This is a genomic window from Nitratireductor lacus (assembly GCF_056431025.1).
Window position 1 is genome coordinate 89,876 of the sequence record NZ_JBWKMB010000011.1, and the last position, 25,824, is coordinate 115,699.

Annotated in this window: 13 protein-coding genes; 6 read left to right on the forward strand and 7 right to left on the reverse strand. The window is 62.5% G+C overall.

Annotation, left to right across the window (positions count from 1 at the left end):
* The first annotated feature begins 44 nt into the window (after positions 1-44).
* Genes AC07E3_RS11250 through AC07E3_RS11265 form a run of 4 tightly spaced genes read left to right on the forward strand, consistent with a single transcriptional unit; the run spans position 45 to position 14,401 of the window.
* On the forward strand, positions 45-1,982 hold the full coding sequence (locus AC07E3_RS11250) for an amino acid adenylation domain-containing protein (protein WP_478361931.1): 1,938 nt from the start codon (positions 45-47) through the stop codon (positions 1,980-1,982).
* Positions 1,979-9,979, forward strand: a complete 8,001-nt coding sequence (locus tag AC07E3_RS11255; protein WP_478361933.1) for a hybrid non-ribosomal peptide synthetase/type I polyketide synthase — start codon at positions 1,979-1,981, stop codon at positions 9,977-9,979. The genes AC07E3_RS11250 and AC07E3_RS11255 overlap by 4 nt, the downstream gene beginning before the upstream one ends.
* Positions 9,976-12,783: a condensation domain-containing protein gene (locus AC07E3_RS11260; RefSeq protein WP_478361934.1), complete on the forward strand. Its 2,808-nt coding sequence runs from the start codon at positions 9,976-9,978 to the stop codon at positions 12,781-12,783. The genes AC07E3_RS11255 and AC07E3_RS11260 overlap by 4 nt, the downstream gene beginning before the upstream one ends.
* A 49-nt stretch (positions 12,784-12,832) precedes the next feature.
* Positions 12,833-14,401: a glucosamine inositolphosphorylceramide transferase family protein gene (locus tag AC07E3_RS11265; RefSeq protein WP_478361935.1), complete on the forward strand. Its 1,569-nt coding sequence runs from the start codon at positions 12,833-12,835 to the stop codon at positions 14,399-14,401.
* Here the strand turns inward: AC07E3_RS11265 and AC07E3_RS11270 are convergent.
* Together AC07E3_RS11270 and AC07E3_RS11275 are read right to left on the reverse strand one after the other, a co-directional pair.
* Entirely contained in the window at positions 14,371-15,177 is an 807-nt protein-coding gene (locus AC07E3_RS11270; RefSeq protein WP_478361936.1) for a 4'-phosphopantetheinyl transferase family protein, read from the reverse strand. The genes AC07E3_RS11265 and AC07E3_RS11270 overlap by 31 nt on opposite strands.
* Positions 15,167-16,345, reverse strand: coding sequence for a DegT/DnrJ/EryC1/StrS family aminotransferase (locus AC07E3_RS11275; RefSeq protein WP_478361938.1), 1,179 nt, complete (start codon positions 16,343-16,345; stop codon positions 15,167-15,169). Before AC07E3_RS11275 ends, AC07E3_RS11270 begins: the two co-directional genes overlap by 11 nt.
* Before the next feature lie 291 nt (positions 16,346-16,636).
* Here AC07E3_RS11275 and AC07E3_RS11280 point away from each other — a divergent pair, with 291 nt between their 5' ends.
* The gene (locus tag AC07E3_RS11280) at positions 16,637-18,292 is read left to right on the forward strand and encodes a GMC oxidoreductase (protein WP_478361940.1); all 1,656 of its coding nucleotides are present in this window, start codon (positions 16,637-16,639) and stop codon (positions 18,290-18,292) included.
* A gap of 24 nt (positions 18,293-18,316) precedes the next feature.
* Here AC07E3_RS11280 and AC07E3_RS11285 read toward each other — a convergent pair whose 3' ends face one another.
* Positions 18,317-19,774, reverse strand: a complete 1,458-nt coding sequence (locus AC07E3_RS11285) for an oligosaccharide flippase family protein (RefSeq protein WP_478361942.1) — start codon at positions 19,772-19,774, stop codon at positions 18,317-18,319.
* Between the two features lie 262 nt (positions 19,775-20,036).
* Between AC07E3_RS11285 and AC07E3_RS11290 the strand changes: the two genes are divergently transcribed.
* Entirely contained in the window at positions 20,037-20,186 is a 150-nt protein-coding gene (locus tag AC07E3_RS11290) for a hypothetical protein (protein ID WP_336066239.1), read from the forward strand.
* A 27-nt stretch (positions 20,187-20,213) separates the two neighbouring features.
* Here AC07E3_RS11290 and AC07E3_RS11295 read toward each other — a convergent pair whose 3' ends face one another.
* From AC07E3_RS11295 to AC07E3_RS11310, 4 genes are all read right to left on the reverse strand, one after another.
* Entirely contained in the window at positions 20,214-20,891 is a 678-nt protein-coding gene (locus tag AC07E3_RS11295) for a sugar transferase (RefSeq protein ID WP_336066242.1), read from the reverse strand.
* A 154-nt stretch (positions 20,892-21,045) separates the two neighbouring features.
* Positions 21,046-22,398, reverse strand: coding sequence for a glycosyltransferase family 4 protein (locus tag AC07E3_RS11300; protein WP_478361945.1), 1,353 nt, complete (start codon positions 22,396-22,398; stop codon positions 21,046-21,048).
* 9 nt (positions 22,399-22,407) lie between these two features.
* On the reverse strand, positions 22,408-23,322 hold the full coding sequence (locus AC07E3_RS11305) for a glycosyltransferase family 2 protein (RefSeq protein WP_478361947.1): 915 nt from the start codon (positions 23,320-23,322) through the stop codon (positions 22,408-22,410).
* The gene (locus tag AC07E3_RS11310; RefSeq protein WP_478361949.1) at positions 23,312-25,591 is read right to left on the reverse strand and encodes a GumC family protein; all 2,280 of its coding nucleotides are present in this window, start codon (positions 25,589-25,591) and stop codon (positions 23,312-23,314) included. The genes AC07E3_RS11305 and AC07E3_RS11310 overlap by 11 nt, the downstream gene beginning before the upstream one ends.
* Positions 25,592-25,824 lie beyond the last annotated feature (233 nt).

The following is a 25,824-nucleotide window of genomic DNA, read 5'->3' on the forward strand; positions in this document are numbered from 1 at the left end:
TGCTTGAAATATAGGCGCGGGCTTTTTTCGGGCGGGGCGTCTACATGCATCAGAAAAGGCAATACGCGGAGCGATCCAGCCTCAACGGCGCCGTCACCGCCAGGCAATCCTCGCATCGACGCGCCTATGACCGCAATGCGTCGGTCCACGGCATCGTGGCCGGCATCGCACGCGCCCGACCGGATGCGACAGCCATCTCCTTCGATGACGCACGCATGTCGTATGGCGAACTCGACCGGACAGCCTCGAAACTCGCCGCGCATCTCATCTCCATGGGCATCCGCAAGGGTGACATTGTCGGTCTGCTCTTGCCGCGCGCGCAGAAAACGCTGATCGCCAAGCTGGCGATCCTCAAGGCAGGGGCCGCCTATGCCCCCTTCGACCCCGCCTATCCGATGGAACATCTCTCCTACATGACCCGGGACTGCGCGCCGCGTGCGCTCATGATCGACCGGGAAAGCGCCGCGCTTGCAGCCGGTCTGCCGATGGAAGCCGACCGGCTTGTCGACATAGACGCCGCGCTTGCCACACTGGCAGGGCGTGAGATTGCGGCGGCGTTTCCGTCCGTCGGCGGCGGCGATGCCGCCTATGTGATGTACACGTCTGGTTCGACGGGGCGACCGAAGGGTGTCGTCATTCCCCATCGCGGCATCCAGCGGCTTGTGTGCGACCAGAATTTTGTCGACTTCCGCCCGGACGACGTGGTGCTGCATACGGCGACGATCTCGTTCGATGCCGCCACATTCGAGATCTGGGGTGCGCTTCTCAATGGGGCGCGGCTGGCGGGCATCGGCGACCGCACGCTCTCCATGCCGCGCATCGCCGGCACGATCGACGACGAGCATGTCTCGGTGATGCTGCTCACCACCGGGCTCTTCAACCTTCTGGTCGATCATTCCGGCGGTAAGCTCAACTCGCTGCGGCATGTCTTCTTCGGTGGTGAAGTGGCATCCGCCGATCATGCGCGGAGATTTCTCGCCGCTCATCCGACATGCCGCCTGACCAATGCCTATGGGCCGACGGAGGTCACCGTCATTGCCTCGACCTTCGACATTCCCGCCGACCTCCAGGATGATACGGTGCCCATCGGTTATACCATCGCCAATAACGGCCTTCACATTCTCGACGATGATCTCACCGAGCTTCCGCCGGGACGGGAAGGCCAGCTTGCGGTTTCCGGTGACGGGCTCGCCATCGGCTATCTGAACCGGCCGGAGCTGACGCAGGAACGCTTCGTCACGATCACCGCGAGGAATGGCGAGAGCCTGCGCTGCTATCTGACAGGCGACATGGCCGTGATGGACCCTGACGGGCTCCTGCATTTTCGCGGCCGCCGCGACCGGCAGGTGAAGATCGACGGCAAGCGCATCGAGCTCGATGAGATCGAGACCGCGCTGCGCCGCGACAGGCATCTGGCCGACGCGGTGGTGCAGTGCCACCAGGCTGGGCCGGCGAAGCGGCTGATCGCCTATCTTCGCCCGCACACCATGAACGGGCATGACGAAGGGGACTTTGCCGCCGCCGTTCTCGGGCGGCTGAAGGGCGTATTGCCGTCGCATATGGTGCCGGGCCGGGCCATCGTTCTGGAGGAATTCCCCATGAACCGCGCGGGCAAGGTCGACCGCTCCCGCCTGCCGGCCCCGACAGAAGCGCAGGCGCCCGCGGCGACGCCGGCGGAAGGAATGGAAGCCGTCATCGCGCGGCACTGGCGCAGGGTGCTTGGCACCGAAAATTTCGGCACGGATCAGAATTTCTTCGACCTCGGCGGAACGTCGATGCAGCTCATGCGCGTCCACGCAGCGCTGGAACAGGAGCTTGGCCGCAGCATCGATGTGGTGACGGTGTTCGAACACCCGAAGATCCGCAGTCTGGCGCGCTTCCTCGAGAAAGCGCCGGACAGTCTCCAGAAGACAGCCAAAGCACAAAGCCGCGCCGCGCGGCAGAGAGAGGTCATGTCTAAACTCCGCCGGAGCAGACAATGAACGAGCGCATCCCGATGAAACACGGGCCGATGGAGCCTGAAACGGGACTGGATGAGGGCATCGGCAGCGTTGCCATCGTCGGCATGGCCGGGCGGTTTCCCGGTGCGCCCTCGGTCGAGGCGCTGTGGCAGATGGTGCGCGAGGGGCGGCATGCCTTCCGCACCTTTGCGGCCGACGAAATCGAGGACGCCTATGACGAGGCGACGCGCGCCTCGCCGGACTATGTGCCCTCCAGGCCCTATCTGGACGATGTGGGCATGTTCGATGCGGAGTTCTTCGGCATGTATCCGCGCGAAGCGGCGGTGCTCGACCCACAGTTCCGTCTGTTTCTGGAAATCTGCTGGGAAGCGCTGGAAAGCGCGGGCTGCGACCCCTTTAGCGCAAAACAGTCGATCGGCGTCTTCGCCGGCTCGGCGATGAGCACCTATCTCATCAACAACATCCTGTCGGACCGGAAAAAGGCCGAAGCCTTCACCTCCGGCTATCAGGTCGACATGTTCAACGAACTGGTGGGCGCGATCAACGACACGCTGGCGACACGTGTTGCCTACAAGCTCGACCTGAAAGGGCCGGCCTTCACCATCCAGTCGGCCTGTTCCACATCGCTCCTGGCGGTCACACAGGCCTGCCAGAACCTTCTGACCTATGGATGCGACATGGCGCTGGCGGGCGGTGTGTCGATCTCGGTGCCGCAGAAGCGCGGCTACATCCACATGGAAGGCGGTATGGTTTCGCCGGACGGTTTCTGCCGGCCCTTCGATGCGCAGGCAGGCGGCACGGTTTTCGGCAGCGGCGGCGGCGTGGTGCTTCTGAAACGGCTTGAAGACGCCATCGGCGATGGCGATACGATCCATGCCGTCATTCGCGGCTATGGCGTCAACAATGACGGCGCGGACAAGGTGGGCTACACCGCACCCAGCGTTTCGGGACAGGCCGACGCGATTGCGGCAGCCCTTGCCAGTGCCGGCATCGACCCTGATAGCATCGGTTATGTGGAGTGCCATGGTACTGCCACGCCGCTCGGCGATCCCATCGAGTTCAACGGCCTGATGAACGCTTTTGGCGGCGATGGCGCTGAAGGCCGCTGCGCGCTCGGGTCCGTAAAAGGGAATATCGGCCATCTGGATGCAGCCGCAGGCGTCACCGGTCTCATCAAGGCGGCACTCGTGGTGCGCGACGGCGAAATCCCGCCGGTGGCGAATTTCGTGTCGCCCAACCCGCATATGGCACTGGAAAACAGTCCGTTCCGCATTCCAACGGAACTCGTAGCGTGGGAAGCGGCGGGCGCAAAGCGCCGCGCCGGCGTCAGCTCGTTCGGCGTCGGCGGCACCAATGCACATGTGGTGCTCGAACAGGCGCCCGACAGAGATGCTCTTTCGGAAACATCGCCCGACCGCAAGCTCATTCTCCCGCTTTCGGCGCGGAACGAGGCGGCGCTTGCCGCGATGCGCAAGAATTTGGCCGAGGTACTGCGCGACAGCACTGTGCCGCTTGCGACTGTGGCGCATACGCTGCAGCAGGGGCGGCACGCTTTTTCGCACCGAACGGCGATTATTGTGCGCACGCGCGACGAAGCGATTGCTGGGCTTGAATCTGAACGCCCGATCAGCGGCGAGGCAGCACAGGATGCCCCGCCCGTGGTCTTCATGTTTCCCGGACAGGGCGCGCAGCATGTGGGCATGGGCGGCGCGCTTTATGGGACCGAACCGGTCTTTGCCGAATGGATCGACAAAGGCGCTGATCTTCTTGAGCCTCTGATTGGCCGCGACATTCGCGATTTCATCCGGTTGCCGGAAGGCGACGCGCCGGAAGAGCTTTCCGAAGCACTACGCGACACGGAGATCGCCCAGCCCGCCCTCTTTCTGGTCGAATATGCGACGGCAAAACTCTGGATGAGCCGTGGCCTCATGCCCGAAGCCATGATCGGCCACAGCGTGGGTGAATTCGTTGCGGCCACACTTTCGGGCACGATGCGCTTCGAGGATGCGCTCGGGCTGGTCGCAGCACGCGGGCGGCTGATGCAGAGCCAGCCCAGGGGAGCCATGGTTTCGGTGCGGGCGGATACGGAAACGGTGGCCGCGCATCTTTGCGACGGGGTGGAGATCGCCGCCATCAATGCACCGAAGCTCAGCGTCATCTCCGGCGCGTTCGAGGCAATGGACGAGACATGCGCAGCGCTTGACGCCGCAGGCATCGCCTACAGCCGGTTGCACACCTCGCATGCCTTCCATTCGGCCATGATGGACGAGGCTGCCAGGGCGCTCGAAGAAGAGACGGCAAAGGTCGAATACGGTCCATCCACCATTCCCTACATTTCGTGTGTGAGCGGCGACTGGCAGACGGACACGCAGGGCGCTTCGCCGGCATACTGGGCGCGCCACTGCCGCGATGCGGTGCGCTTTTCCGACGGCATCACGACCATTGCGCGCGAGCGCAGGCCCGTTTTCATCGAGGTCGGCCCCGGCCGCACGCTTTCTGTCTTCACCGCGCAGACGCTGAAGCGCGATGACATCGCCGCCATTATCCAGTCCCTGCCCGAACACGACCGCGCATCCTTTGGTGAGAAGGTTTTCGCCGAAGCCCATGCGCGGTCGTGGATCGCCGGCTGCGGGCTCGACTGGCCGGCCCTGCCAGAGACGGCGCGGCGGAAAATCCCGCTGCCGACCTATCCCTTCCAGCGCCAGATGCACTGGATCGACGCACCGATGCCACAGAACCGGGCGCATGCGGCCCTTCCCAATCCGCTGCCCGAAACACCGGTACAAGCAATCTCGACAGACGGAATGAGCCCAATGACCACCGCACCTTCGACCATCGACCGGCGCGCCACACTGGAACGCGCCCTGACCGCCCTGCTCTCAGACCTTTCAGGCGAAGACCTGCCAGACGATGCAGCCGGAGCGACCTTTCTGGAGCTTGGCTTCGATTCCCTCTTCATCGGCCAGTTCGCGCAGAAGGTGGAGAAGGAATACAAGATCAAGCTCTCCTTCCGCGAACTGCTCGGCAACATACCGACCATTCATGAATTGGCGCGACACCTGGATACCGAACTGCCGGCGGATGCCGTGCAGGCGGTGTCTCCCTCTCCGGTGGCTCAGGTCCCCCCCACGCCGGACGTCGCGTCTGCTGCGCCATCTTCAGTGGCGAATGGAACTCCACAGGCACCTCAAGGGCTCGAGGCGCTTTTCCAGTCCCAGTTGCAGATGGCGCAGCAACTTTTTGCACAGCAGTTCGCGGCTATCCAGTCGCTTGGCGGCTCCGTGCCGGCGGCCGCGCCTTCAGCCGCGCCGCAGGTTGCACCGGCTCCAGCCGCTGCGCCCGCGCCTGTGCCGGACACAAGCGGCGACGAGAGCGAGATCGGCGGGAGCCGCATCCGTGTGTACAAGCCCGGCGCGCAGCCCAGGGAACAGGCGCTCACGGAGGAAAAACGCGCCTTCATCAACGATCTGGTTGCCCGCTATTGCGAGAAGAACGCGCGGTCCAAAGCGTTCACGCAGGAACACCGGCCGCATCTGGCCGATCCACGCGCGGCCTCCGGCTTTCGCGCCGACTGGAAGGAACTGGTCTTCCCTGTTGTCTCCGACCGCTCGAAGGGATCGCGCATCTGGGACATCGACGGCAATGAATATATCGATCTCGTGAACGGCATGGGGCAAACCGCCTTCGGTCACGCCCCCGATTTCGTGGTCGAAGCGATCCGCGCCCAGACCGACAGGGGCTTTGCCATTGGCCCGCAGACACCGCTCGCCGGCGAGGTGGCGGACCTGATCAGTGAACTGACCGGGCACAGCCGCGTCACCTTCTGCAACACGGGATCGGAAGCGGTGATGGCCGCCATGCGGGTTGCCCGCACCGTGACGGGCCGCGACCGCATCGTCGTTTTCGGCAACGACTATCACGGCCAATTTGACGAGGTTCTGGTCAAGGGCCGCAGCCGTGCGGGGCAGCATCGCACCTTGCCCATAGCCGCCGGCATTCCCGCAGATTCCCTGTCGAACATCACGGTCCTGCCCTATGGCGCGCCCGAGAGCCTCGACTGGATCCGCGCCAATGCGGAGGAGCTTGCGGCCGTCATCATCGAGCCGGTGCAGAGCCGCCATCCGGAGCTGCAGCCGGTCGAGTTCGTACGTGCGCTGCGGACCGTCGCAACGGAACGCGATTTCGCGCTGGTCTTCGATGAGGTGGTAACGGGCTTCCGCGTCGACCCCGGTGGCATGCAGGCCGTGTGGGGCATACGCGGCGACCTTGCGACCTATGGCAAGGTGCTGGGCGGCGGAATGCCGATCGGTGTTCTGGCCGGAGACAGCCGGTATATGGATGCGCTCGATGGCGGTCACTGGGATTATGGCGATGACAGCGTGCCAATGGTCGCGCCAACCTTCTTTGCAGGCACATTCGTGCGCCATCCGGTGGTTCTGGCGGCGACACGCGCCGTACTCGAGCACATCAAGGGTGAAGGCCGTGCGCTCTATGACCGGGTGGCCACCCGTACGGAAGCGCTCGTCACGGAGCTGAACGGCCAGCTTTCGGATCGCGGGATTGCGACGCAGATCCATGGCTACAAGAGCTGGTTCGTGACAGATTTCGGCAATGCCGACCCGCTCGGCGCGCTGTTTTACCCCTGTGCGCGGATGCAGGGTCTGCATGTCCAGGACGGCTATCCCTGCTTCCTGACGACCGCGCATTCGGAAGAGGACTTTTCGCGCATTGCGGCAGTCTTCGGCGAGACGCTCGACGCGCTTCAGGGTGCCGGCATTCTGATGTCCGATGGAGAGCGGGCCGAACGACCTGCGGCAAAACCCGCGCAAGAGACGCCGCAACAGGCACCGCTGACCGAAGCGCAGAAGGAAATCTGGCTTGCAGCCCAGGCCGGCGACGAAGCCTCCTGCTCCTTCAACGAATCCTTCAATCTCACGCTCGATGGCGCGCTGGACGAAGCCGCATTCCGCAAGGCGTTCGACCTGGTCGTGGCCCGGCACAATGCGCTTCACATCCGCTTTGCGCGGACGGGCAAGCATTTCGAGGTGACGCCCGGTTTCCGCATCGACATGCCAATGACGGAGGTTTCGGATAGCGAAGCGCTTGCACGAATCGTCGAGCGCGAGGCGCGCGCGTCCTTCGATCTCGTCAACGGTCCGCTGGCGCGCGCAGAACTCGTTCGGCTTTCAAACGACCGGCACGTGCTTGTCTTCACGGCCCATCATATCGTTTGCGACGGCTGGTCGGCGAATGTGCTGATCGAGGAGCTGGCGACGGCCTACAGCGCGCTTGCGCGGGGCGAGACGCCTGACCTGCCACCGGCACTGGCTTTCTCGAGCTATGCGCAGGCGCGCGCGAGCCGGTCGGACGACGATGCAGAAACGGAGCGGTTCTGGCTTTCGCAATTCGAGACCGTGCCAGACCTGCCGGACATGCCGACCGACCGACCGCGCCCAGAACAGCGCAGCTTTGCCGGCGGCACCGTGACCGCGCATATCGACGGCGATGTCTACAGGCGACTGAAGAAGGCCGGCGCGAAGAACGGCGCGACGCTGTTTTCCACGCTGCTCGCAGCCATGCAGGTGATGATCGCACGGCTCTCAGGCAGCAACGACATCGTGATCGCCGTGCCTTCGGCAGGCCAGAGCCTGCTTGATGCCGAAACGCTGGTCGGCCATTGCGTCAACCTTCTGCCCCTGCGGCAGACGCTGGATGAAGAACGGTCCTTCGCCCAGCATTTGAAGGACACGCAGCAACTGGTTCTTCAGGCTTTCGAGCATCAGGACTTTACCTATGGAACGCTGGTGCGGAAGCTTGGCCTGAAGCGCGATCCGAGCCGCCTTCCCCTGACGGAAATCCAGTTCAACCTGGAGCGGGTGACGAAGGGAACGGATTTTGGCGGGCTTTCCGCGGATGTGGTCCCCAACCCCAAGGCGTTTTCGAATTTCGACATGTTCGCCAACATGATCGAGAGCGAGGACGGCATCCGCATCGATGTCGACTACAATGGCGACGTGTTCGATCCCGAGACCATCGAACGCTGGCTCGGCCATTTCGCCACGCTCGTCGAAGCTCTTGCGAAGGATATGGGCACGCCCATCGAACGCCTGCCGCTCATGTCTCAGGACGAGATGGACTGGCTTGCCTACGGTCTGAACCAGACGCAAGCGGCCTATGATGATGAGCGCTTTGCCTTCGAGCTGTTTGGCGACCGCGCGGCGGAAACGCCCGACGCCATTGCCGCCACTCATGGCGAGGAAAGCATCACCTATGGCGAACTCGATGCTCGAAGCTGGCAAATGGCACGGCTGCTCCAGGAAAAGCTGCTCGTGCCCGGCTGCCGTGTCGCCGTGGCGCTCGACCGCTCCATAGACATGCTGGTGACGCTGCTGGCGATCATGAAGGCCGACCACATCTATGTGCCGCTCGACCCGGATCATCCCGAGGCACGCCTGCGGCAGACCATGGAGGCAGCCAAAATCTCCGCCGTGATCTGCAAGAGTGACAGGATTGCCGCCCTTGCCGGTGAAGACGTTCTGCCGATCATGCTCGATCACGAGCGCGATGCGATTGCCGCCAGGGATGCGGCACCGCTCGAGGAGCGGGTTCATGGCACGCAGGCTGCGGCCTACATCATCTTCACTTCAGGTTCGACCGGCGTGCCGAAGGGCGTGGAGGTTCCGCACAACGCGCTGGTCAACTTCCTCACCTCCATGGCGAAGGAGCCCGGCTTTGCGGCGGACGACACACTGCTTGCCGTCACCACCATTTCCTTCGACATCGCCGCGCTGGAACTCTACCTGCCGCTGATCCGCGGTGGCCGCGTGGTGATCGCCGACAGGATCGAGGTGCAGGACGGGTTTCGGCTCGTGCAACGTCTCGACGAGTGCGGCGCTACGGTTTTGCAGGCAACGCCAACGCTCTGGCAGATGCTTGTCGAAGCGGGGCTGGGCGAGAGGAAATCGCTCAAGATGCTGTGCGGCGGCGAACCGCTGCCTGCAAGGCTGGCACAGAGCCTGTGCGCGCTGGGCGGCGAATTGTGGAACATGTATGGGCCGACCGAGACCACGATCTGGTCCTCTGTCGCGAGGATCGACGATCCGGATGCACCGATCACCATCGGCCAGCCCATCGCCAACACGCAGCTCTACATTCTGGACGCACGCAACCGGCTTGCGCCCGTGGGCGTGACGGGCGAACTGAACATTGGCGGCGACGGCCTTGCCGTCGGCTATTTCAAGAACGCCGAGCAAACCCATGCCGCTTTCCGCAATGTGTCGATTGGCGGCGTTCCGCAACGGCTCTACAAGACGGGCGATGTGGGACGGCGCCTGGCCGATGGCTCGCTCCAGCTTCTGGGGCGCCGCGACAACCAGATCAAGCTGCGCGGCTTCCGTATCGAGCTGGGCGACATCGAGGCGGTCATCGCAAAGGCCGAGGGCGTGCGCCAGTGCGCCGTTGTCGCCCCCGTGAACCGCAATGGCGACCGGCAGCTCGTGTGTCACACCGTGCCTGACGATCCGGCGAGCCCGCCTGAAGCAAAGGCGCTCAGCGCCCATGCCAAGGCGCATCTTCCCGGCCATATGGTGCCCGCCTTTTGGGTCAATGCCGAAGCGCTGCCCCAGACGGCCAATGGCAAGCTCGACCGCAAGACGCTCGAAAAGCAGGGCATTCCGCGCCAGGAGGCAGCCATCATCCGCACCGCGCCGCGCACGCCCATGGAAGAAAAGCTCTCGGCCATCTGGCGCGATGTGCTCAACATTCCCGAAATCGGCGTGGAGGAGAACATCTACGCGCTGGGGGCGGATTCGCTCAGCATCTTCCGCATCGCAGCCCGGATGATCGATGCCGGCCTGCCGCTGGAGGCGCGGCATCTCCTGCAGCACCCCACGATCGGGGAGCTGGCGCTGATCGCCGATGAGGCCGATGACGAGACTATGAACGGGATCAAGCCGCATGTGCCTTCGCTGAAAGATTTCCGGCACGGCGCGCGCCGCCGCATGGAGGCACACGGATGAGCGACATCGAACACCGCCTGATGACCTCCGATTCGAACGAGATCATCGGCGAATTTCCCTACACGCAGACGCAGCTGCGCTGCTGGTTCCTGGATCGTCTGAACCCCGGAAACCCCGCGCTCAACGTTGCCGTGCGGTGGGAGATTCGGGGGAGTTTCAGGACCGAGAGCATCGAAGAGGCTTTCCGGCAGATCATAGAGAGGCACGAGATTCTGCGGACCCGTTTCGTGGAGACGGACGGGCAACCCATGCAGCAGGTGGTGCGCGGGGTCGAGTTCCGCATGCCGGTCATTGACCTGCGTCACGTGCCGGAAGACCAGCGCGAGGCGCGCATCCAGTCGATCAGCAGGGAAACGGCGGCAGCGCCTTTCGACCTTGGCCAGCCGGGGCTCTTCCGCGTCACGCTGCTGATGGTGGAAAACAGGCGCGGCTTCATACTCATCACCGCGCATCAGAGCTGTTTCGACGGCTGGTCGATCCGCGTTCTCGGGCGCGAAGTGGGAGAACTCGCAGCGGCAATCGACGCGAAACGCGCGCCGCACCTGCCGGAGCTGGCGCTGCAATATGGCGACTTCGCGCTGTGGCAGGAGGAATACCGCAACAGCTACGGTTTCGAAGCGGAGAAGACCTACTGGCGCGAACAGTTGCGCGATGCCCCCTATTTCGAGATCAGGCCGGACCGGCCCCGTGGCCGTGTGAAAACCAGCCGCGGCGAGATCCTTTCCGCCGTGCTCCCGCTGGAATTCGGCGAGCGGATCGAGGCGGCGGCGCGCGCGCATCATGTTTCGCTGTTCAGCTATGGCGCGGCGGTCATCAGTGCTGCACTTCACCACTATTCGGGCGAACGTGAAGTGCTGTTCGGGACGCAAATCGCCGGGCGCGACGATGTGGATCTGGAGAGCCTGATCGGCGTTTTCATCAACAATCTCGTTCTGCGTTTCGATATTACCGACGAGTTGAGCTTTGCCGATCACCTCTCGAGGGTCAGCGCGACGGTGGGGGCGGCCCTCAACCATCAGAAAATGCCGTTCAACAATCTTGTCGAGCTGGTCAATCCAGTGCGCGATCCTTCCCGCAATCCGCTCGTCTCGGTGAACTTCAACCAGCAAAAGGCCTTTCTGGAAGACACGCGCTATGGCGATTTCGAGCTGATCAGCGCCCCGTCGCAATCGCCGGGCGTGATCTATGATCTCAACTTCATCATGATCGGCCGGCCGACCGGCTGGCGCATGTCGGTGGAATACAACACCGACCTGTTCGACGAAGCGACCGCGCGGGAGCTGCTCGATCTGTGGCAGAAGGCCTATGCCTTCGCGCTTGACGATCCGCAGACGCAGATTGGCGCGATGGCGGGGCCGGTTCGTGCCGGCAGTTTGCCGAAGGAAGCGCAGCCAAAGCCGGCATTGCGGCTGGAAGCGCTGCTTCTCGCACACCCGGATGTCGCCGATGTCGCGGTCCGGCGAAACGGCCCGTCCGGTCGGCCCCACGCCTTCGTGGTGCCGACAGCAGGGCTCATGGTGCCGCTCGAAACCCTTCCTGCGCAACTGGACGCCTATCTGGCAGAACGGCTGCCAGAGGAAGAGTTACCCGCCGCAATCAGCGTTCTTCTTTCCCTGCCGAGACGGGCGGACGGCGCAGTGGAATTGCCGGCGATGCCGCCACCCACGGCCAATGTCCCTGCCCCGGTTACTGCCAGAAGTCCGGCCCCGCCAGCAGACAGGCAGGCGGAGCTTGGCCGGATATGGGCGCGTGTGCTTGACGTGCCGCGGGTGGATGCAAACGACGACTTCTTTGCGCTGGGCGGTCATTCGCTTCTGGCTCTCAGAATGTTCTCCGGCGTGCGCGAGGCCTTCGGCATCCAGCCTGACCTCGCTCTCCTGTTCAGGGAGCCGACGCTCTCGGGCTTCGCGTCCGCGATCTTCGGCACACAGCCTGCCCCTGTTGCAGAACCGGCGGAAGAACTGGAGACCCCGTCACCGGTTACCGTCGACTGGGAAACGACAATCTATCGGCAAGGCAGCGGAGATTGCGCGGTCTATACGCTGAACCATCCCTTCCTCTATTACCGGATGGCGAAATCGCTTCCCGGCCATGCCTCCGTCGTCAATCTTCACATGTTCAACGCGAGGATCGATGAAGAAACCGAAGGCTTTTCGCTGGAAAAGATCGCCGGCGATGCGGTGGACGCGATGCAGCTTGGCGACACACCAAAAACCGTCGCGCTGGTGGGGCTTTGCGTCAACGGCATCCTGGCCGCCGAGATGACCCGGCAATTGCGGGCCCGGGGTCATGAAGTGAGTTTCGTTGCGCTGATCGACAGCTGGGCACCCGGTTATGTGCGTTCGCAGCCGGCCCTGATCCGCTGGCGCTGGAACACCGAAAAACGCGCAAAACGGCTCGTCTATTTCACCGGCAAGCTTTTGCGCGGGCGCATGTCGCTGATTACCTACCTGAAGGAGTTCAGCCTTTCGCTGAAGCTTGTCGAGCGCTTCGCACCTGCCCGTGCCATGAACGAAGAAGAGCAAACCACCGAAGCAGTCACCCAATATCTCGTTCGTGCGGCCCGGCGCTACAGTCCGCGGGCGCTTTCCGGCGAAACCGTTCTCTTCTTCCGCAGTCAGGCCACGCACCGGCGCGCAAGGCGGCTTCTATTCGGGTGGCGTGGTTTCGTGCCGGATGAATCGCCGGTTTTCGATCTCAGCGGCTGGCACGAGGATTCGCTCAGCGAAATGGGCATCGACAAGCTTTCATCCGTGCTGGGCGAGCGTCTTGAACTGGGAGGCTCCGCTGACCGCCGCTCCTGATAAGCAAGGCAAGCGAAGCCAGGCAACCCCTCCCCTGCGCATCGGCATAATGCGGCAGGCAGGCCTTCCATTCGAGAACTGGGAACTGCAGCTCGTCGAAAGGCTGCTTGCGGACCGCCGTTTCCGGCTTGTCGCGTTTCTGACCGTTTCGAAACAGGCCGGAGAAAACCACGCCGACATGCTGACCAGATTGGTCGCACAGCTTGACGGTGCGCTTTTCGCACGACAGTCCGACTATGGCGCAAAGCGGTTCGAGCGGGCTCGAAAAACCATACTGAACATCCCGCTGGACAATGCCGTGGAGGATTGGGCCGTGGAGGATGGCGACCGGCACCGGCTGCAACTCGATGTGATCCTGCGTCACTGCGATGCAAAACTGCCCGAGCCCATGCTTCGGAACCTTCCGTTCGGCGCCTGGTCGCTCAGTCATGTTTTCACGCAGTCGGGCTCGGCAAGCTGGGACGGCATCGCCGATATGGCGGCCGGTGCTCCGACAAGCCAGCTCTCGCTCTTTCTGGAAACGGCACGGCACCCGGGGAGGCGCGTCATCGCGCAGGCCGAATTCAATGTGAAATTCAGTGCGGCGCGCAATGCCGCCTTCATCAAGGAAAAGTCGGTTCTGCTTCTGATGCGTGAACTCAGGCGCGTCGCGGACACCCGCAAACTGCCAAAGCCGCTCAGAGCCCCCGATGCCGTCCAGGCGCTCGGGCCGCCCGGCGTTTTCAGGACAGGCCGCTATGCAGCGGCACTCACAAAAAACATAGCGCAGCGTGTGCTCAAAAGCGTGCGCCGCGCCTCCCATCAGGAAACCGCCGTCTGGACGCTTTTCAGCGGGCGCGGTGCCATTGACGATTTCGATCCCAGCGAAGCCATCGAGATCCCGCCGACGGACACGGCCATCAAGGCCGATCCCTTCCTTTTTCACCATGAGGGGCGGACCTATCTGTTCTACGAGAATTACGGACTGGGCGATACCAAAGCGCACATCGCCGTGGGCGAAATCACCCGCAGCGGCTTCGAGCCCATCGGCATAGCGCTGGGTGGCAGCGAACACCTCTCGTTTCCCTTCGTTTTCCGCGAGGGGGACGAGATTTTCCTCATGCCGGAGACGCATCAGAGGAAGCGCATCGAAATCTGGCGCGCGGTGAGCTTTCCGTTGATCTGGGAGCCCTATTCCCGAGCCCTCGAGGGATGGTCAACCGCCGACAGCACACTTTTCAAACATCGCGGTCAATGGTGGCTTTTCACCAATCTTTCAGAGCATCACGCGTTCGAGGATCACTGCTCCGCGCTCTACGCGTTCCAGGTCGACGGACCGGAATTGAAACGGATCGTTCCCCATCGGCGGAATCCCATTGTTGTGGGCAGCGCCACGGCACGCAATGCCGGCCGCATCTTCTCACGCCATCGCCGGCTCTACCGGCCCGCGCAGTACAATGCGCACGGCATCTATGGCTACGGTCTCAACATCATGGAGATCGAGCAACTGGACCTGGATGATTATCGGGAAACATGTGTGCGCCGCATCCTGCCCGATTTCAAACCGGGCCTGACCGGCTGCCATCATTTCGATGCGAGCGGCTCACGCTATATTCTGGATGCGCGGCTCAACGCCTGATGACGTTCGATCCGGGCTGCGGGCCACCAGGCCCCGCGCCTTTCGCGTCGGACAGTCTGCAATGTACCGCCGCGGTAGTTCAGCGAAACGGCGTTGCCTGCCGTCAGCGCCGCGACCGCTCCGACATAGCCACGCGGCAGGGTGAGGTTGAGAAACTGCCACTGGGCCGGCGCATCGTCCACGCCATCGAGCCGCAGCAGTCGCGGCTCACCGACGGGATCGATGGTGACATCAAAGGATTCAAGCGGCAGCGAAAGCCCCGCACCATGCGCCTTCACGAACGCTTCCTTGCGTGTCCAGCAGCGGAAAAACGCTCCAAGATAATCCTGCGCCGGCACCACCTTCAGCGCTTCGTTCTCAGCCCCGGAGAAAAAGTGCTCTGCGAGATTTTCCCGGAACGGAAGGACGCGCTCTATGTCTATGCCGAGCTGATAGCGATCGGAAACGGCGAGAACCGCCGTCGGGCCGCTGTGACTGAGATTGAAATGAAGCGGCGGTTCACCGCGCCCGGCAAGCCGGGGTTTGCCAAAGGCATTGTACGAGAAAGCAAGCCGATTTGGCGCCACGCCTAGATAGGACCCGAGGATCGCCCTCAGCCGACCTCGCCCGGCGATGAAACGCAGCCGGTGCTGCTCATGCACGAAGCGAGAGGCACGTGCGAACTCCGCCTCATTGAGTGCCGAGACGAGCGGCGGAAGCGCCTCCAGGGGTACGTCGAGGGACCACTGCCAGACATCGATCGTGCCGGCGCCGATGCTTACGGGTTTAAGCTGCATAGGAGAACCGCCTTTCCTGCGCCCCCTGGCCTGCCATGCGGCGGGCAAGATAGGCCATGAGCGCAGTTGGATAGTTTTCACCAAGGCTGATGCGGCAGGTGCGCTTGAGAATATCCAGCGAACGGGCACACATATCGGGCCCGTACTCCACATCGGCCGAGGCCCAGCCATACGGGTTCATGGCCGGATGGAATGCCCGCTTTTCCAGGATCGGAGTCCAGTGGGTGCAGACGTGGCGGCTTGAATCGAAAACGCGATAGACGCCGCGCCGGTTCCGGGCGGCAAAGGCCTTGGCTTCGCCTTCCGTCTCGAACAGCACATGGAGACCGACGGCGTTTTGCGGGTCGTTGTGCGGCCCCAGCCGGAAGGCGTCGCTGCCCGACAGGATGTGCGACATGACCTGATGCCGCCTGCGCATGCGACCCAGCATGGGATCGAGCTTGGCAAGCTGCACATTGAGCATCGCGCCCTGGATCTGGCTTGCCTTGAAGTTCACACCGAAAAAACTCGGCTCGTTGTAATTGTCGAGATGCCCGCGAAAGAGTTCGCCCACATCATGATACATGCGCGCGCGGGCGAAATACCGGTCGCTCTGCGAGACCACCGCACCGCCCTCGCCGATATTGATGTTCTTGAACTGGTTGAAGCTGAAAGCGCCAATGTCGCCAATGGTGCCGACACGCTGCCCCCGGTAACTCACCCCCACCGCCTGGCAGGCATCCTCGATCACCATGAGACCGTTCTGGCGGGCGAGCGTCGTGATCGCCTCCATGTCGCAGACCATGTTGGCCATATGCACCGGCAGGATGGCACGGGTGCGCGGCGTGATCTTGCGCGCAATGTCTTCGGGATCCATGGTCAGCGTCTCGTCGATATCGACGATGACCGGCACGGCCCCGACAGCGAGTACCGAGGCGGCCGTGGCGATCCAGGTATAGGCAGGCACGAGCACCTCGTCGCCGGGGCCCACCCCGGACGCAGCCAATGCACTGATCAACGCGCCTGTGCCGCTGCTGACTGTCAACACATGTTTGACGCCGAACTTTTCGGAAAATGCCTTTTCGAACCGGTCGAGCGGCCCCTCGCCGGGCCCGCCATAGCGCGCAAGACGCCCCGAAGCGATGACCCCGCCGATCGCCAGCCACTCACGCAAACCAACCTTTGCCATGGTGTTTTCCCGCTTGGCCGACGGGCGAGCCGTGCCCGTGGCGCCCCATTTATTCTTCAAGCGTATGCCCGGGCCATGGGCTTTTCAAATAATCCAATAATGTAGCGACGCGGCGCCGCGCACTACTTCGCAGTGGCCAAAACCCTTAGCAAGTCGCCCCTTCTATGCAATTTGGATGAGTTCGGCTGGGCCGGAGATTTTGCTAGCGTGCTTAAGGGTCAATCACGATGCAGCAAACCGCTTTTCATGCGCGGCTGACGTGCTGCTGTGATGGCCTGCTCAGGGGGCAACGTGTCCACTCTAGACTTGCGCAGCGTGCCTTCGGGCACACAGTTTGACGCCGATCTCGCCCTTGTCGGGGCGGGACCCGCGGGGCTGGCACTGGCGCGAGAGTTTTCCGGTACACGCCTCAGGATTCTCCTTGTCGAAAGCGGCGGCGTGGACTTCGATCCCGAAGTACAAACCCTCAATCGGGTGGAGAATATCGGCGATCCCAACGCGCGTGATGCCATGCCGCTCCAGCGAGGCTATACGGGCGATCTTGCCTGGCTCAACGACATCCCCGCCTTCGAGCTTCGCAACCGCATGGTCGGCGGCAGCACGCACACCTGGGTCGGCAAATGTGCCGCGTTCGACGATATCGACTTCGACGCCCGCAAATGGGTTCCCGATTCCGGCTGGCCGCTGCAGCGGCGCGATCTCACGGATGTGCTCGACCGCGCGGCGGCGCTGCTCAATCTCGGCCCCAACATCTACGACAGGGCGCTCTATCACCGGCTGGCCTCACCGCCCGCCGATATCGACCTGAATGACGATCTCGTGCGCACCTTCTTCTGGCAGTTCAGCCACAGGATCAAGGGCAGCGAGCCGCTGCGGTTTGCAGACATTGCGAGGGGACTGACGGCGGGGAACATCGACATTCTGACCCATGCGACCGTCACCCGCATCGGGCTCTCCGAGAATGGAAGAAGGGTCGAAGCACTCGATGTCAAAAGCCTTTCGGGGGAGGAAGCGGTGATCCGGGCGCCGGTGATCGTGCTGTGCGGTGGGGGGATTGAGAACGCGCGCATGCTTCTGGCCTCCAGAGATGTAGCGGCAAAGGGCATCGGCAACGATCATGACTGCGTGGGCCGTTACCTGGCCGACCATCCGCGCACGGTGATCGCACGGTTCGGGAAGGAGACGCTGCAGGACGTTGCCGAGCATTTCGGCTTTTACGGGCTCAGCCACAAACGCCGCACGCATTTTTATCTGCGTGGGCTGGCGCTTAGCCCGCGCCTGCAGGCGCGCGAGGGGCTGCTCAACTGCGCGACCTATCCGGTGCAGATACTGGCGCCGAACGACCCGTGGCTGGCGCTCAAACGCTTCTATGCCGGAAACCGGCGGTTCCGGCTCGACGACCTGAGGACCGCGCTTGCGGCCCCCGGCGGGCTGGCAGCCGGCCTGCACCGGCGGCTCATCATGAAACGGGGCCTGCCGCGCCAACTCACCGAGCTGCGCTTCGACGCCATGGCCGAACAGAGGCCCAACCGCGACAGCCGCGTGACGCTCTCATCCCTCCGCGACCGGCTTGGCATCCCGCTCGCGCGTGTAGACTGGAAGATCGGCTGGGCGGAAACCGCCAGTGTCGCGCGGCTTGCCGAACTCATCTCGGCCGAGTTCTGGCGGGTCGGCCTGCCCCAGCCCAGACTCGAGCCCTGGATTCTGGAGGAGGATTTCAGGAACGCACCCTTTAGCGACATGGCCCACCCGGCCTGTACCACGCGCATGGGCGATGATCCGGCGACAAGCGTGGTCGACCGGAACGCCAGGGTTCATGATGTCGAGGGACTTTACGTTGCGGGCAGTTCGGTGTTTCCAACGGCAGGCCACGCCAATCCGACGCTGATGATCATCGCCATGACCCTGCGCCTTGCCGACCATCTCAAGACGCGGCTTCTTGCCTGAACACACACACATATATTCACAGGGTCAGTGCCCGGATTTCAGCCAGCCCGTCCATTTCCAGCTTGCATAGAGAACGGCCAGATAGATGGTTGCTCCCACCAGAACCTGCATCGCCATTTGCGAATAGGGCGGCAGGTGGGTCTCGGCGGGCCAGTGAGCAAGCGACGACACGCCGACGAACATCACCGCAGCCGCGAGCGCAATCAGCCCGCTATTGGCGGAAATCCCGACCCAGTCGAGCTTTCCATAGCGTATCTGGAACCATACAGACAGCGCACCGGCAAAGGCGGCCGCCACGCATTGGCCCAGCGCCGCATATACGAGGCCGAATGGAGCCAGCACCAGGATCATCAGGATCGAAGCGAAGCTTATGAGCAGTGAAAGGGGCCAGAGCCGCTTCACCTCACCGCGAACAGTCAGGAGCGGCTCGGTTACATATCCCTGAAACATCAAAAGTTGCCGGACCGCGAGGATTTTGACGACAAGCGCCACCGGTGCCCAGGCGGCGCCCAGCGCAATGTCCACCAGATTGCCGGAAACCAGAACCAGGCCGAGATACACCGGGGCTGCGATGGCGAAAAGCACAGGCAGAAAAAAGCTGCCCGCGCGCGTGACCGGATCACCTGCCGAGGCAGCAGCGTTTCGGCTGTTTGCGCGGCGAAACACAACCCAGGCCAGCAGTCTGGCCGGTTCGCCAACCAGTTCTGAAAAGGCCGCCACAATGCGCTCGGCCGCGCGGTAGTAACCGGCATCCGCAAGACCGAGCAAACCACCGACCGCGAGCGTGCCTGAATAAGAACGGGCAAAGACGATGATCCGCACACTCAGGATGTACCGCGCGAAATGGATTACCTCAGCAAGAACTGCACGGCTCGGAAGCCTGGGCGTGATCCAGCCGATCACATGGATGCCACCGGCAAGACCGAAAATGTGCGTGGCAAGACGTCCGATCACGAGGGCGACAATGTTCCAGCCGGCCCAGAGCCCGATCAGCGTTACCGTTAGTCCAGCCGCCTCGGCGAGAATGCGGATAACCGCCTGTCTGTTGAGGAGGTTCCGGTGCACCAGCATTCCGTCATAAACCGCGTTGAGAGCAGCGGGGATAAACCAGAGAGCAAACAACACGAACAACCAGGCCTGCCAGGCGGGGAACCAGAACGCACCTGCGAGAAGTGCAAGGACAAGCCCCGCTGCAGTAAAGCAGCAGCCGCTCACAAGCGCGATGGAAGCGAGCTGCGGCAATTGCTCTTCGCCATGGTCGGCGCGCATGATGTACTCCGCCCACCCTCCTTCGCTGATCACGACGAACAGGAAGGCGATGGCGGAGACGAAGGCAAAGAATCCGAACTCGGCGGGCGAGAGAACCCGCGCGGCAGCGACGAAGGCGACCAGTTGCGCGACCTGCGAAAACAGCCGCGCGACCATGACCCACACGCCGCCGCCCAGAAGATTCGAGACGGACAGACCAAGGAATCCGCTCACCTGTGTGTCATCCTGCCGTGGTTTGTGATCCGGTTTCACGTTGCATTCCCCCTGCCGCTATTCACCTGCGCAAGCGCTTCCGCTACGATTTCCACGGGAACACTGATGATTCGTCGTCCCTGGCGATGAAACTTTCAGATGTGCAGCCGCATGGGTTTCGATGCTCGATGCGGCCTGGCGTTCAGTATGGGAACCGGAGCGATTGCGGTTCCCTGTGTGCGGTTTCCAGTTTTGATGCTTTGCGGCGGACAATGAGCAGCCAGTGCGAGATGCAAGTAAAGAAGACCAGCTGAACCACGGCTTCCTCGCGCGGCCGTTCAAGGCCATCAGCGCCAAGATCAGCATACGCTGGCTCGTTATCGGTTTATGCCTCATCGTCTGGCTGGCCGTTCTGTTTCTCGTCCTCCTCTGAAACGCTTCCGGTTTTCGGTCCGATGCTCTAGCAGCCATTGTGATCGAACAGGAAGACGCCGACCGTGCGCCAGACGATCTTCAGATCGAGCCAGGTCGTACGGTTCTGGAAATATTGAACATCAAGCTGGACCCGCTCGGCATAGGATGTGTCGCTGCGACCTGACACCTGCCACAGACCGGTAATGCCCGGCTTCATCATGAGATAGTCGTTTATGCGCTCGCCGTAGCGTGCCATCTCGTCCTCGACGATCGGGCGCGGGCCGACCACACTCATCTCACCGCGCAACACATTCAGGAACTGCGGCAACTCATCCAGGCTCGACACGCGAAGGAAATGGCCGATGGGATGAATGCGCGGATCGTTGCGCAGCTTCTGGCAGGCGCGCCACTCCTGGAGGAGGACGGGATTCTGGTCCAGGAGTTCCTTGAGCAGACGGTCGGCGTCGCGGCGCATGGTGCGGAACTTCAGGCATTCGAACACCCGGCCATCCCGACCGATCCGCTTCTGTCTGTAAAAGACAGGCCGCCCGTCGCTGACCAGAATACAAAGACAAATCAATGCGATGGCAGGGAGAAGAAAAACAACGACAAGAACGCTGAAAGCGACATCGAAAAGTCTCTTCACAACGAAGTACGAGCGGAGATGCCTGACTTTCCGCAGCTCCAATCCCTGCTTTACGGAATCATCATATGCGTACAGCATGAACCCGCCCCTGGGTGTTTTTGTTTGCCTCGCCGTCGATCATTATAAGGCCCCGCAGACCCCGTGATATAACTCCATCGGGGTATTGGGCGGGGCAATTTAGGTGCAATCCACCGCACAATCGGACCATCCCTACCCCTGCAGCGCCACCGGACTAATCGGCTTCATTTGACTGGCTGGCTGCGTGGCCAAAAGCATTAGCTCCCGGTGCATTTCCGCTGGTGCCAACAGCCTGCCTCGCCGTGATTTCCATGCGGCGATTCCCCCGCCCACCCCCTGGCGTCGGTCCTCTGATCACGCGGTCCAGGATGCCTGCATAGAGCGCAAGGAGCGCCGCCAGCCAGCTTTCCGTCGTGTTGGAGAGCTGCGGCGCGCATGCGAGGGCGTTTTCGCTCATCGCCGAAATCAGGTCATCGTCATCGGCCAGCCGGCGCAGAGTGGCAGCAAGGGCCTCTATGCCGCCCGTGGGAAAAGTGAAAGCCGCACCCGCCTCCGTCAGCTCGCCGCCGAGCAATGCATGGGATGGAAGCACGACTGGGATGCCGCTTCCCACGGCCTCAAGGGCAGCGAGGCCGAATGGTTCGGGAACCCTCGAGGAGATGACGACACAGCGTGCATCGCCGATCAGGCCGGCAATCTGCGCGCGATTGCACCAGCCATGCAGTGTCACCTCCGGATAGCGAGCCTCAAGGAGCACGCGCCCGGCACCCTCGCCAATGACATGCAGGGGAACACCGGCAAGATGTGCTGCCTGTGCGGCGTCTTCAAACCCCTTTTCAGGCTCCAGACGTCCTATGAAGAAGAAATCTCGCTTCTCCTGCGGACGGGCCCCGGAAGACAAAAAGGGCGCAACGGGGTTGCGAATGGTCACCATCCGGCTGTCATTGATGCCGGCACGGTTGAAAAAGCGCCGCATCCCCTCGTGCACGAGCACGATGTTGGCGGGCTGTCTTTGCAGGGCAGAGAAACGCTGCATCAGAAGGTGTCGCGTGGAACGCCAGGCCTTCTGGTGAAAGCCGCGCTTGTCGCACTGCGTCGCGAGGCAGCGTAGCGACATGGGATCAAGGTCGCATATGGATGCTGCCGGATAGTTGATGAAGCCGCCATTGGGGCAGGCGAGAAAATAATCGTGTGCATGCAGGACCACCCGCTCGCGCACCGGTGCGAGCGCCCGGAAGATGGACGGCGACAGGATCTTGGACCATCCATGGACGTGATAGATTGTCGAGGGCCTGTCATGCCTGGCAATCCAGCCACTCAGGGCGCTGTAGGCGTTCCGGTTGTAGAGCCCGCCGGCAAGGGCAGAAAAACGCCCGCGCTCGACAAGCGGCTTTCCGTTGACGTGGACGGTCTCAGGCTGCGCCGTCCGGGCTGGTTCATCGCCTGCAAAAAAGGTCACGGGCACGCCTGCCTCACGCAGAAGCCGGGCAGACAGGCAGGACAGGTTGGAGGCGCCGCCGATCTCCGTCGACCGATCGTTGATGATGACAACCCGCCCCGGACGCATGATCGCCCCCTATTCCAGAACTGTCACGTTCCGGGGGGAGAGCCGGCCGCGCACCAGATCCGCGACGGCGCGCATATTGCCCAGCAGCCGGCCGCGCCGGTCCACCCATGGCTCGGGCCGGAAAACCTTCACCGCATTGGCGGCAAGGTTGCGCATGATCTGCGGCGCCGCATGACGCGGGCTCATGGTCTTTTTGCCCATGAGGTAGACCGGATTGGCAATCTGCGAATACCCCAGCCGGAGGCCCGATGTGCGGCCAGTCTTGGTGCCGAGATGCACGCCATGAAGACGCTCGGAACTCACAATACGCCCATGCCGCGCCAGTTGCCGGCTGAAATCCACATCCTCGAGCCAGCCATAAAGCGGGAGATTTTCGTCGAAGCGGAGGCCATACCCGCGAACGGTCGACATGCGGACCGCCATGTTGCACCCATAGCCGCTGTAGACGGGCTTTTCGCCACCGACCGGCTCTGCATCCGATTGCGAGCGGATGATGCGCAAACCGTCATCAAGCGGAATTCCCGGCCCGAGAATGCCGTCCGCGTCCACCGTTCCCGTGCTCATGACCACATCGGGATAGCGCTGGAAGATGCGCACCGTCTCTTCCAGATAGGACGGCGTGACAAGGAAATCATCGTCGAGGAACAGGACGATGTCGGCATCTTCCACACTCTCCAGAATGCGGTTTCGCTGCCGGCAGAGCCCCCGTTCGGCAAACACGACGCTGGTCCGTTGAAAGAGTGCGGCCAAGGCATCGGCGTCCACATCATCCTTCTCTGCCGCACATATGACGATACGGTCCACCGGCCGCGACTGGTCCAGCAGATGCGGCACCACGGCGTGGAGAATTTTCCTGCGTCCAGTGGTGGCGATGCCGACAGCGATCCGAAGATCCATCCGTCCCGGGTAGCGTTCAAACTGCATGGCGGCCTCCCGTATCGAGTTTGTTTCGGGCGATTGGATGCCACCATGGCCGGGTTTTGCGCTTGTTGAAGACGACACCCAGAATGCCGACGCGGGACTTGCCGAATGTGGCAAGCGCGCGGGCCAGCCATTCGACAGTCATCTTGCGCCGGTTGCCGAGCATGAGGAGGATGCCGTCGAGATAGGCGCTGGCCGCACGCGTGTCCGCCGAGGACGCAAAGGTGGAGAGGTCCACGATGATCACATCGTAATCCTGACGGAGCTCTTCGAGCTTTTTCTTGAGTGCGGGCAGGTGCCCGAAGCGGTGACCGGGGTGCGCTGCCCTTCGAATCTGCTCGACGGTCAGCACGGGGAGGATCGGCGCTTCCTCCAGTTGGGTGCGCTTCTCGCCCTTGTGCTTTTCCTCAGGCGCATCATCGACGTCCATAGCGCCACGATAAACGGAAAGGCCTGCTTTCGGCCCCGCGTTGACCGCCTGAATGCTGAGAAACGGATTCTTGAAATTGGCATCGACCAGCACCACCCGCAGGCCCTCATTGGCATAGAGCTGTCCCAGATTGGCTGCGATCGTGCTCTTTCCCTCACCACCGCCGACCGACGTCAGTCCCACGACGATCGGCCCGCCCGAAGGAAATGCCGCGTCAATGGAGCTTTTCACGCCACGCAGCGCTTCGGAGAAGCCGGAGTAAGGTGCATCCAGAACGAAGCGCAGTGCACCCTTGGCACCCGGCGCCTGAAAGCGCGTAAAGGGAACATGGCCGAGTGTGGGCAGGCCCAGCTCACGGCTAAGGCGCTCGCCGGAACTGATGCGGCGGTCGAGCACATCGCGCAGGCCGGCGAGCCCCAGGCCGCCGGCAAAGCCCAGCATCAGGGCCATGGGAATGATGAGCGTCGTTTTCGGCCAAATCTTCGCAAGCGGCGGGGTTGCCGCCGTCACCATACGCGCATCGCCGATGGGGAAGGACTGCTTCTGCAGCGTGGTGATCAATTGCTGAAGGACACTTTCATACATACGCCGATAGGTGGTCGCCCGGCTTTCAAGCTCGGTCAGTTGGACGCGAGCCAGGTTCTTTTCCGTGACACTGCCCTTGATCGCGTGAAGTTGCTCCCTGAGCAATTCTTCGCGGGCCTGCGCGGTGTCGAGATTTGATTTGTAGACACCTTGAATGCGAATGAGCTCGGTGTTGATCTGTGCTTCCAGCCGCGCGATCTCTGACTTTGCCGCCAAGGTCGGTTCGCTGTCGGCACCATAGCGGGTCTGCAAGGTTTCAAGCCGCGTACGCACCGCTCCGAGTTCCGCTCTCAGACGGTTGATTTCGGTGTTGCTTAACGCATCGCCGACATAGCTGTCGGGCAGTTCCCCGGCCAGCATGCGGTTTATGCTGGCAAGCCGCGCCGCATCGCCTGCGGTCGCCGCCTGGGCCGCCAGCAACTGACTGCTGATTTCGGCAAGCTGCTGCTGGTCGAGACCGGAGGGGCCGACCTGCGCGATATCGTTGCTGTTCCTGTATTCCTCGGCACTGAGAGCGGCTTCCTGTGCCTGCCGGCCAATCTCAACCAGCCGATCCTCGATCCACTGCGCGCCGCGCGCGATGATTTGCGATTTCGCATCCAGGCTCGACTGCATATATGTGTTGGCGATGGCATTCGCGGCCCGCGCCGCCTTGACGGGGTCCGTGGACGTGTAGCCGATCTCCAGAACATAGGACTGGCCCACGCGGCGAACCGACACACGGCCGAGAAAGCCCGCCATGGTGCGGCGCATGATGTCTTCTTCATTCGGCTTGCCGGCTGCTTCTGCATCCTCCCCGGTCGCTGGATCGAACACGGAGAGCATCACCGCGAGCGCTCTACGCACGGCCGATCTCCAGGAGCCGCTCGTCTGGATCTCCGGGTCTTCAGTCAGATTGAGCTGCTTGATGACGGAACGGGCAATCGCCTCCGATTCGACGATCTCCACCTCGCTCGCAATTTCTGCGGTCTCGATGATGATGGTGCCGGTGGAAGCGTCCTGTGAGGCGATGCGCGCCTGTTCACGGTCGATGACGATGCGTGCGATGGAGGTGTAGGTGGGTTCCGTATTGGCAATGTAGAGTGCGCCGAGCGCCACGCCCGCAGCGGAAGCCAGGGCAAGAATCAGAAAATGCCTTTGCAGGAAGGCCCAGATGTCGCGAAAGGAGATGTAGTCCTGCTGCCGACCGCTTTCCTTCGACGCCATCTCCGTTCCGGTCAGCTTCCTGATTTCCTGCACCACCATGTTCTGCCCCACCCGTCCTGAAGCCCCATGCGTCCTTTCGGAGGCAGAGGGCTATCTCATTGTTTTCCGCATTTGCGCGGACGCCAGGTGACCCAACCTGACTGCAAATGCTCTAAGCATCGGACCGAAAAGTGGAATCCGGTTTTCGGGCCATTCCGATGCTCCGTCCATCGTTTAGATCGTCCTTTGTGCGTCCGCATGGACGCACGGCGATCTTGAGCATCGGACCGAAAAGTGGAATCCGG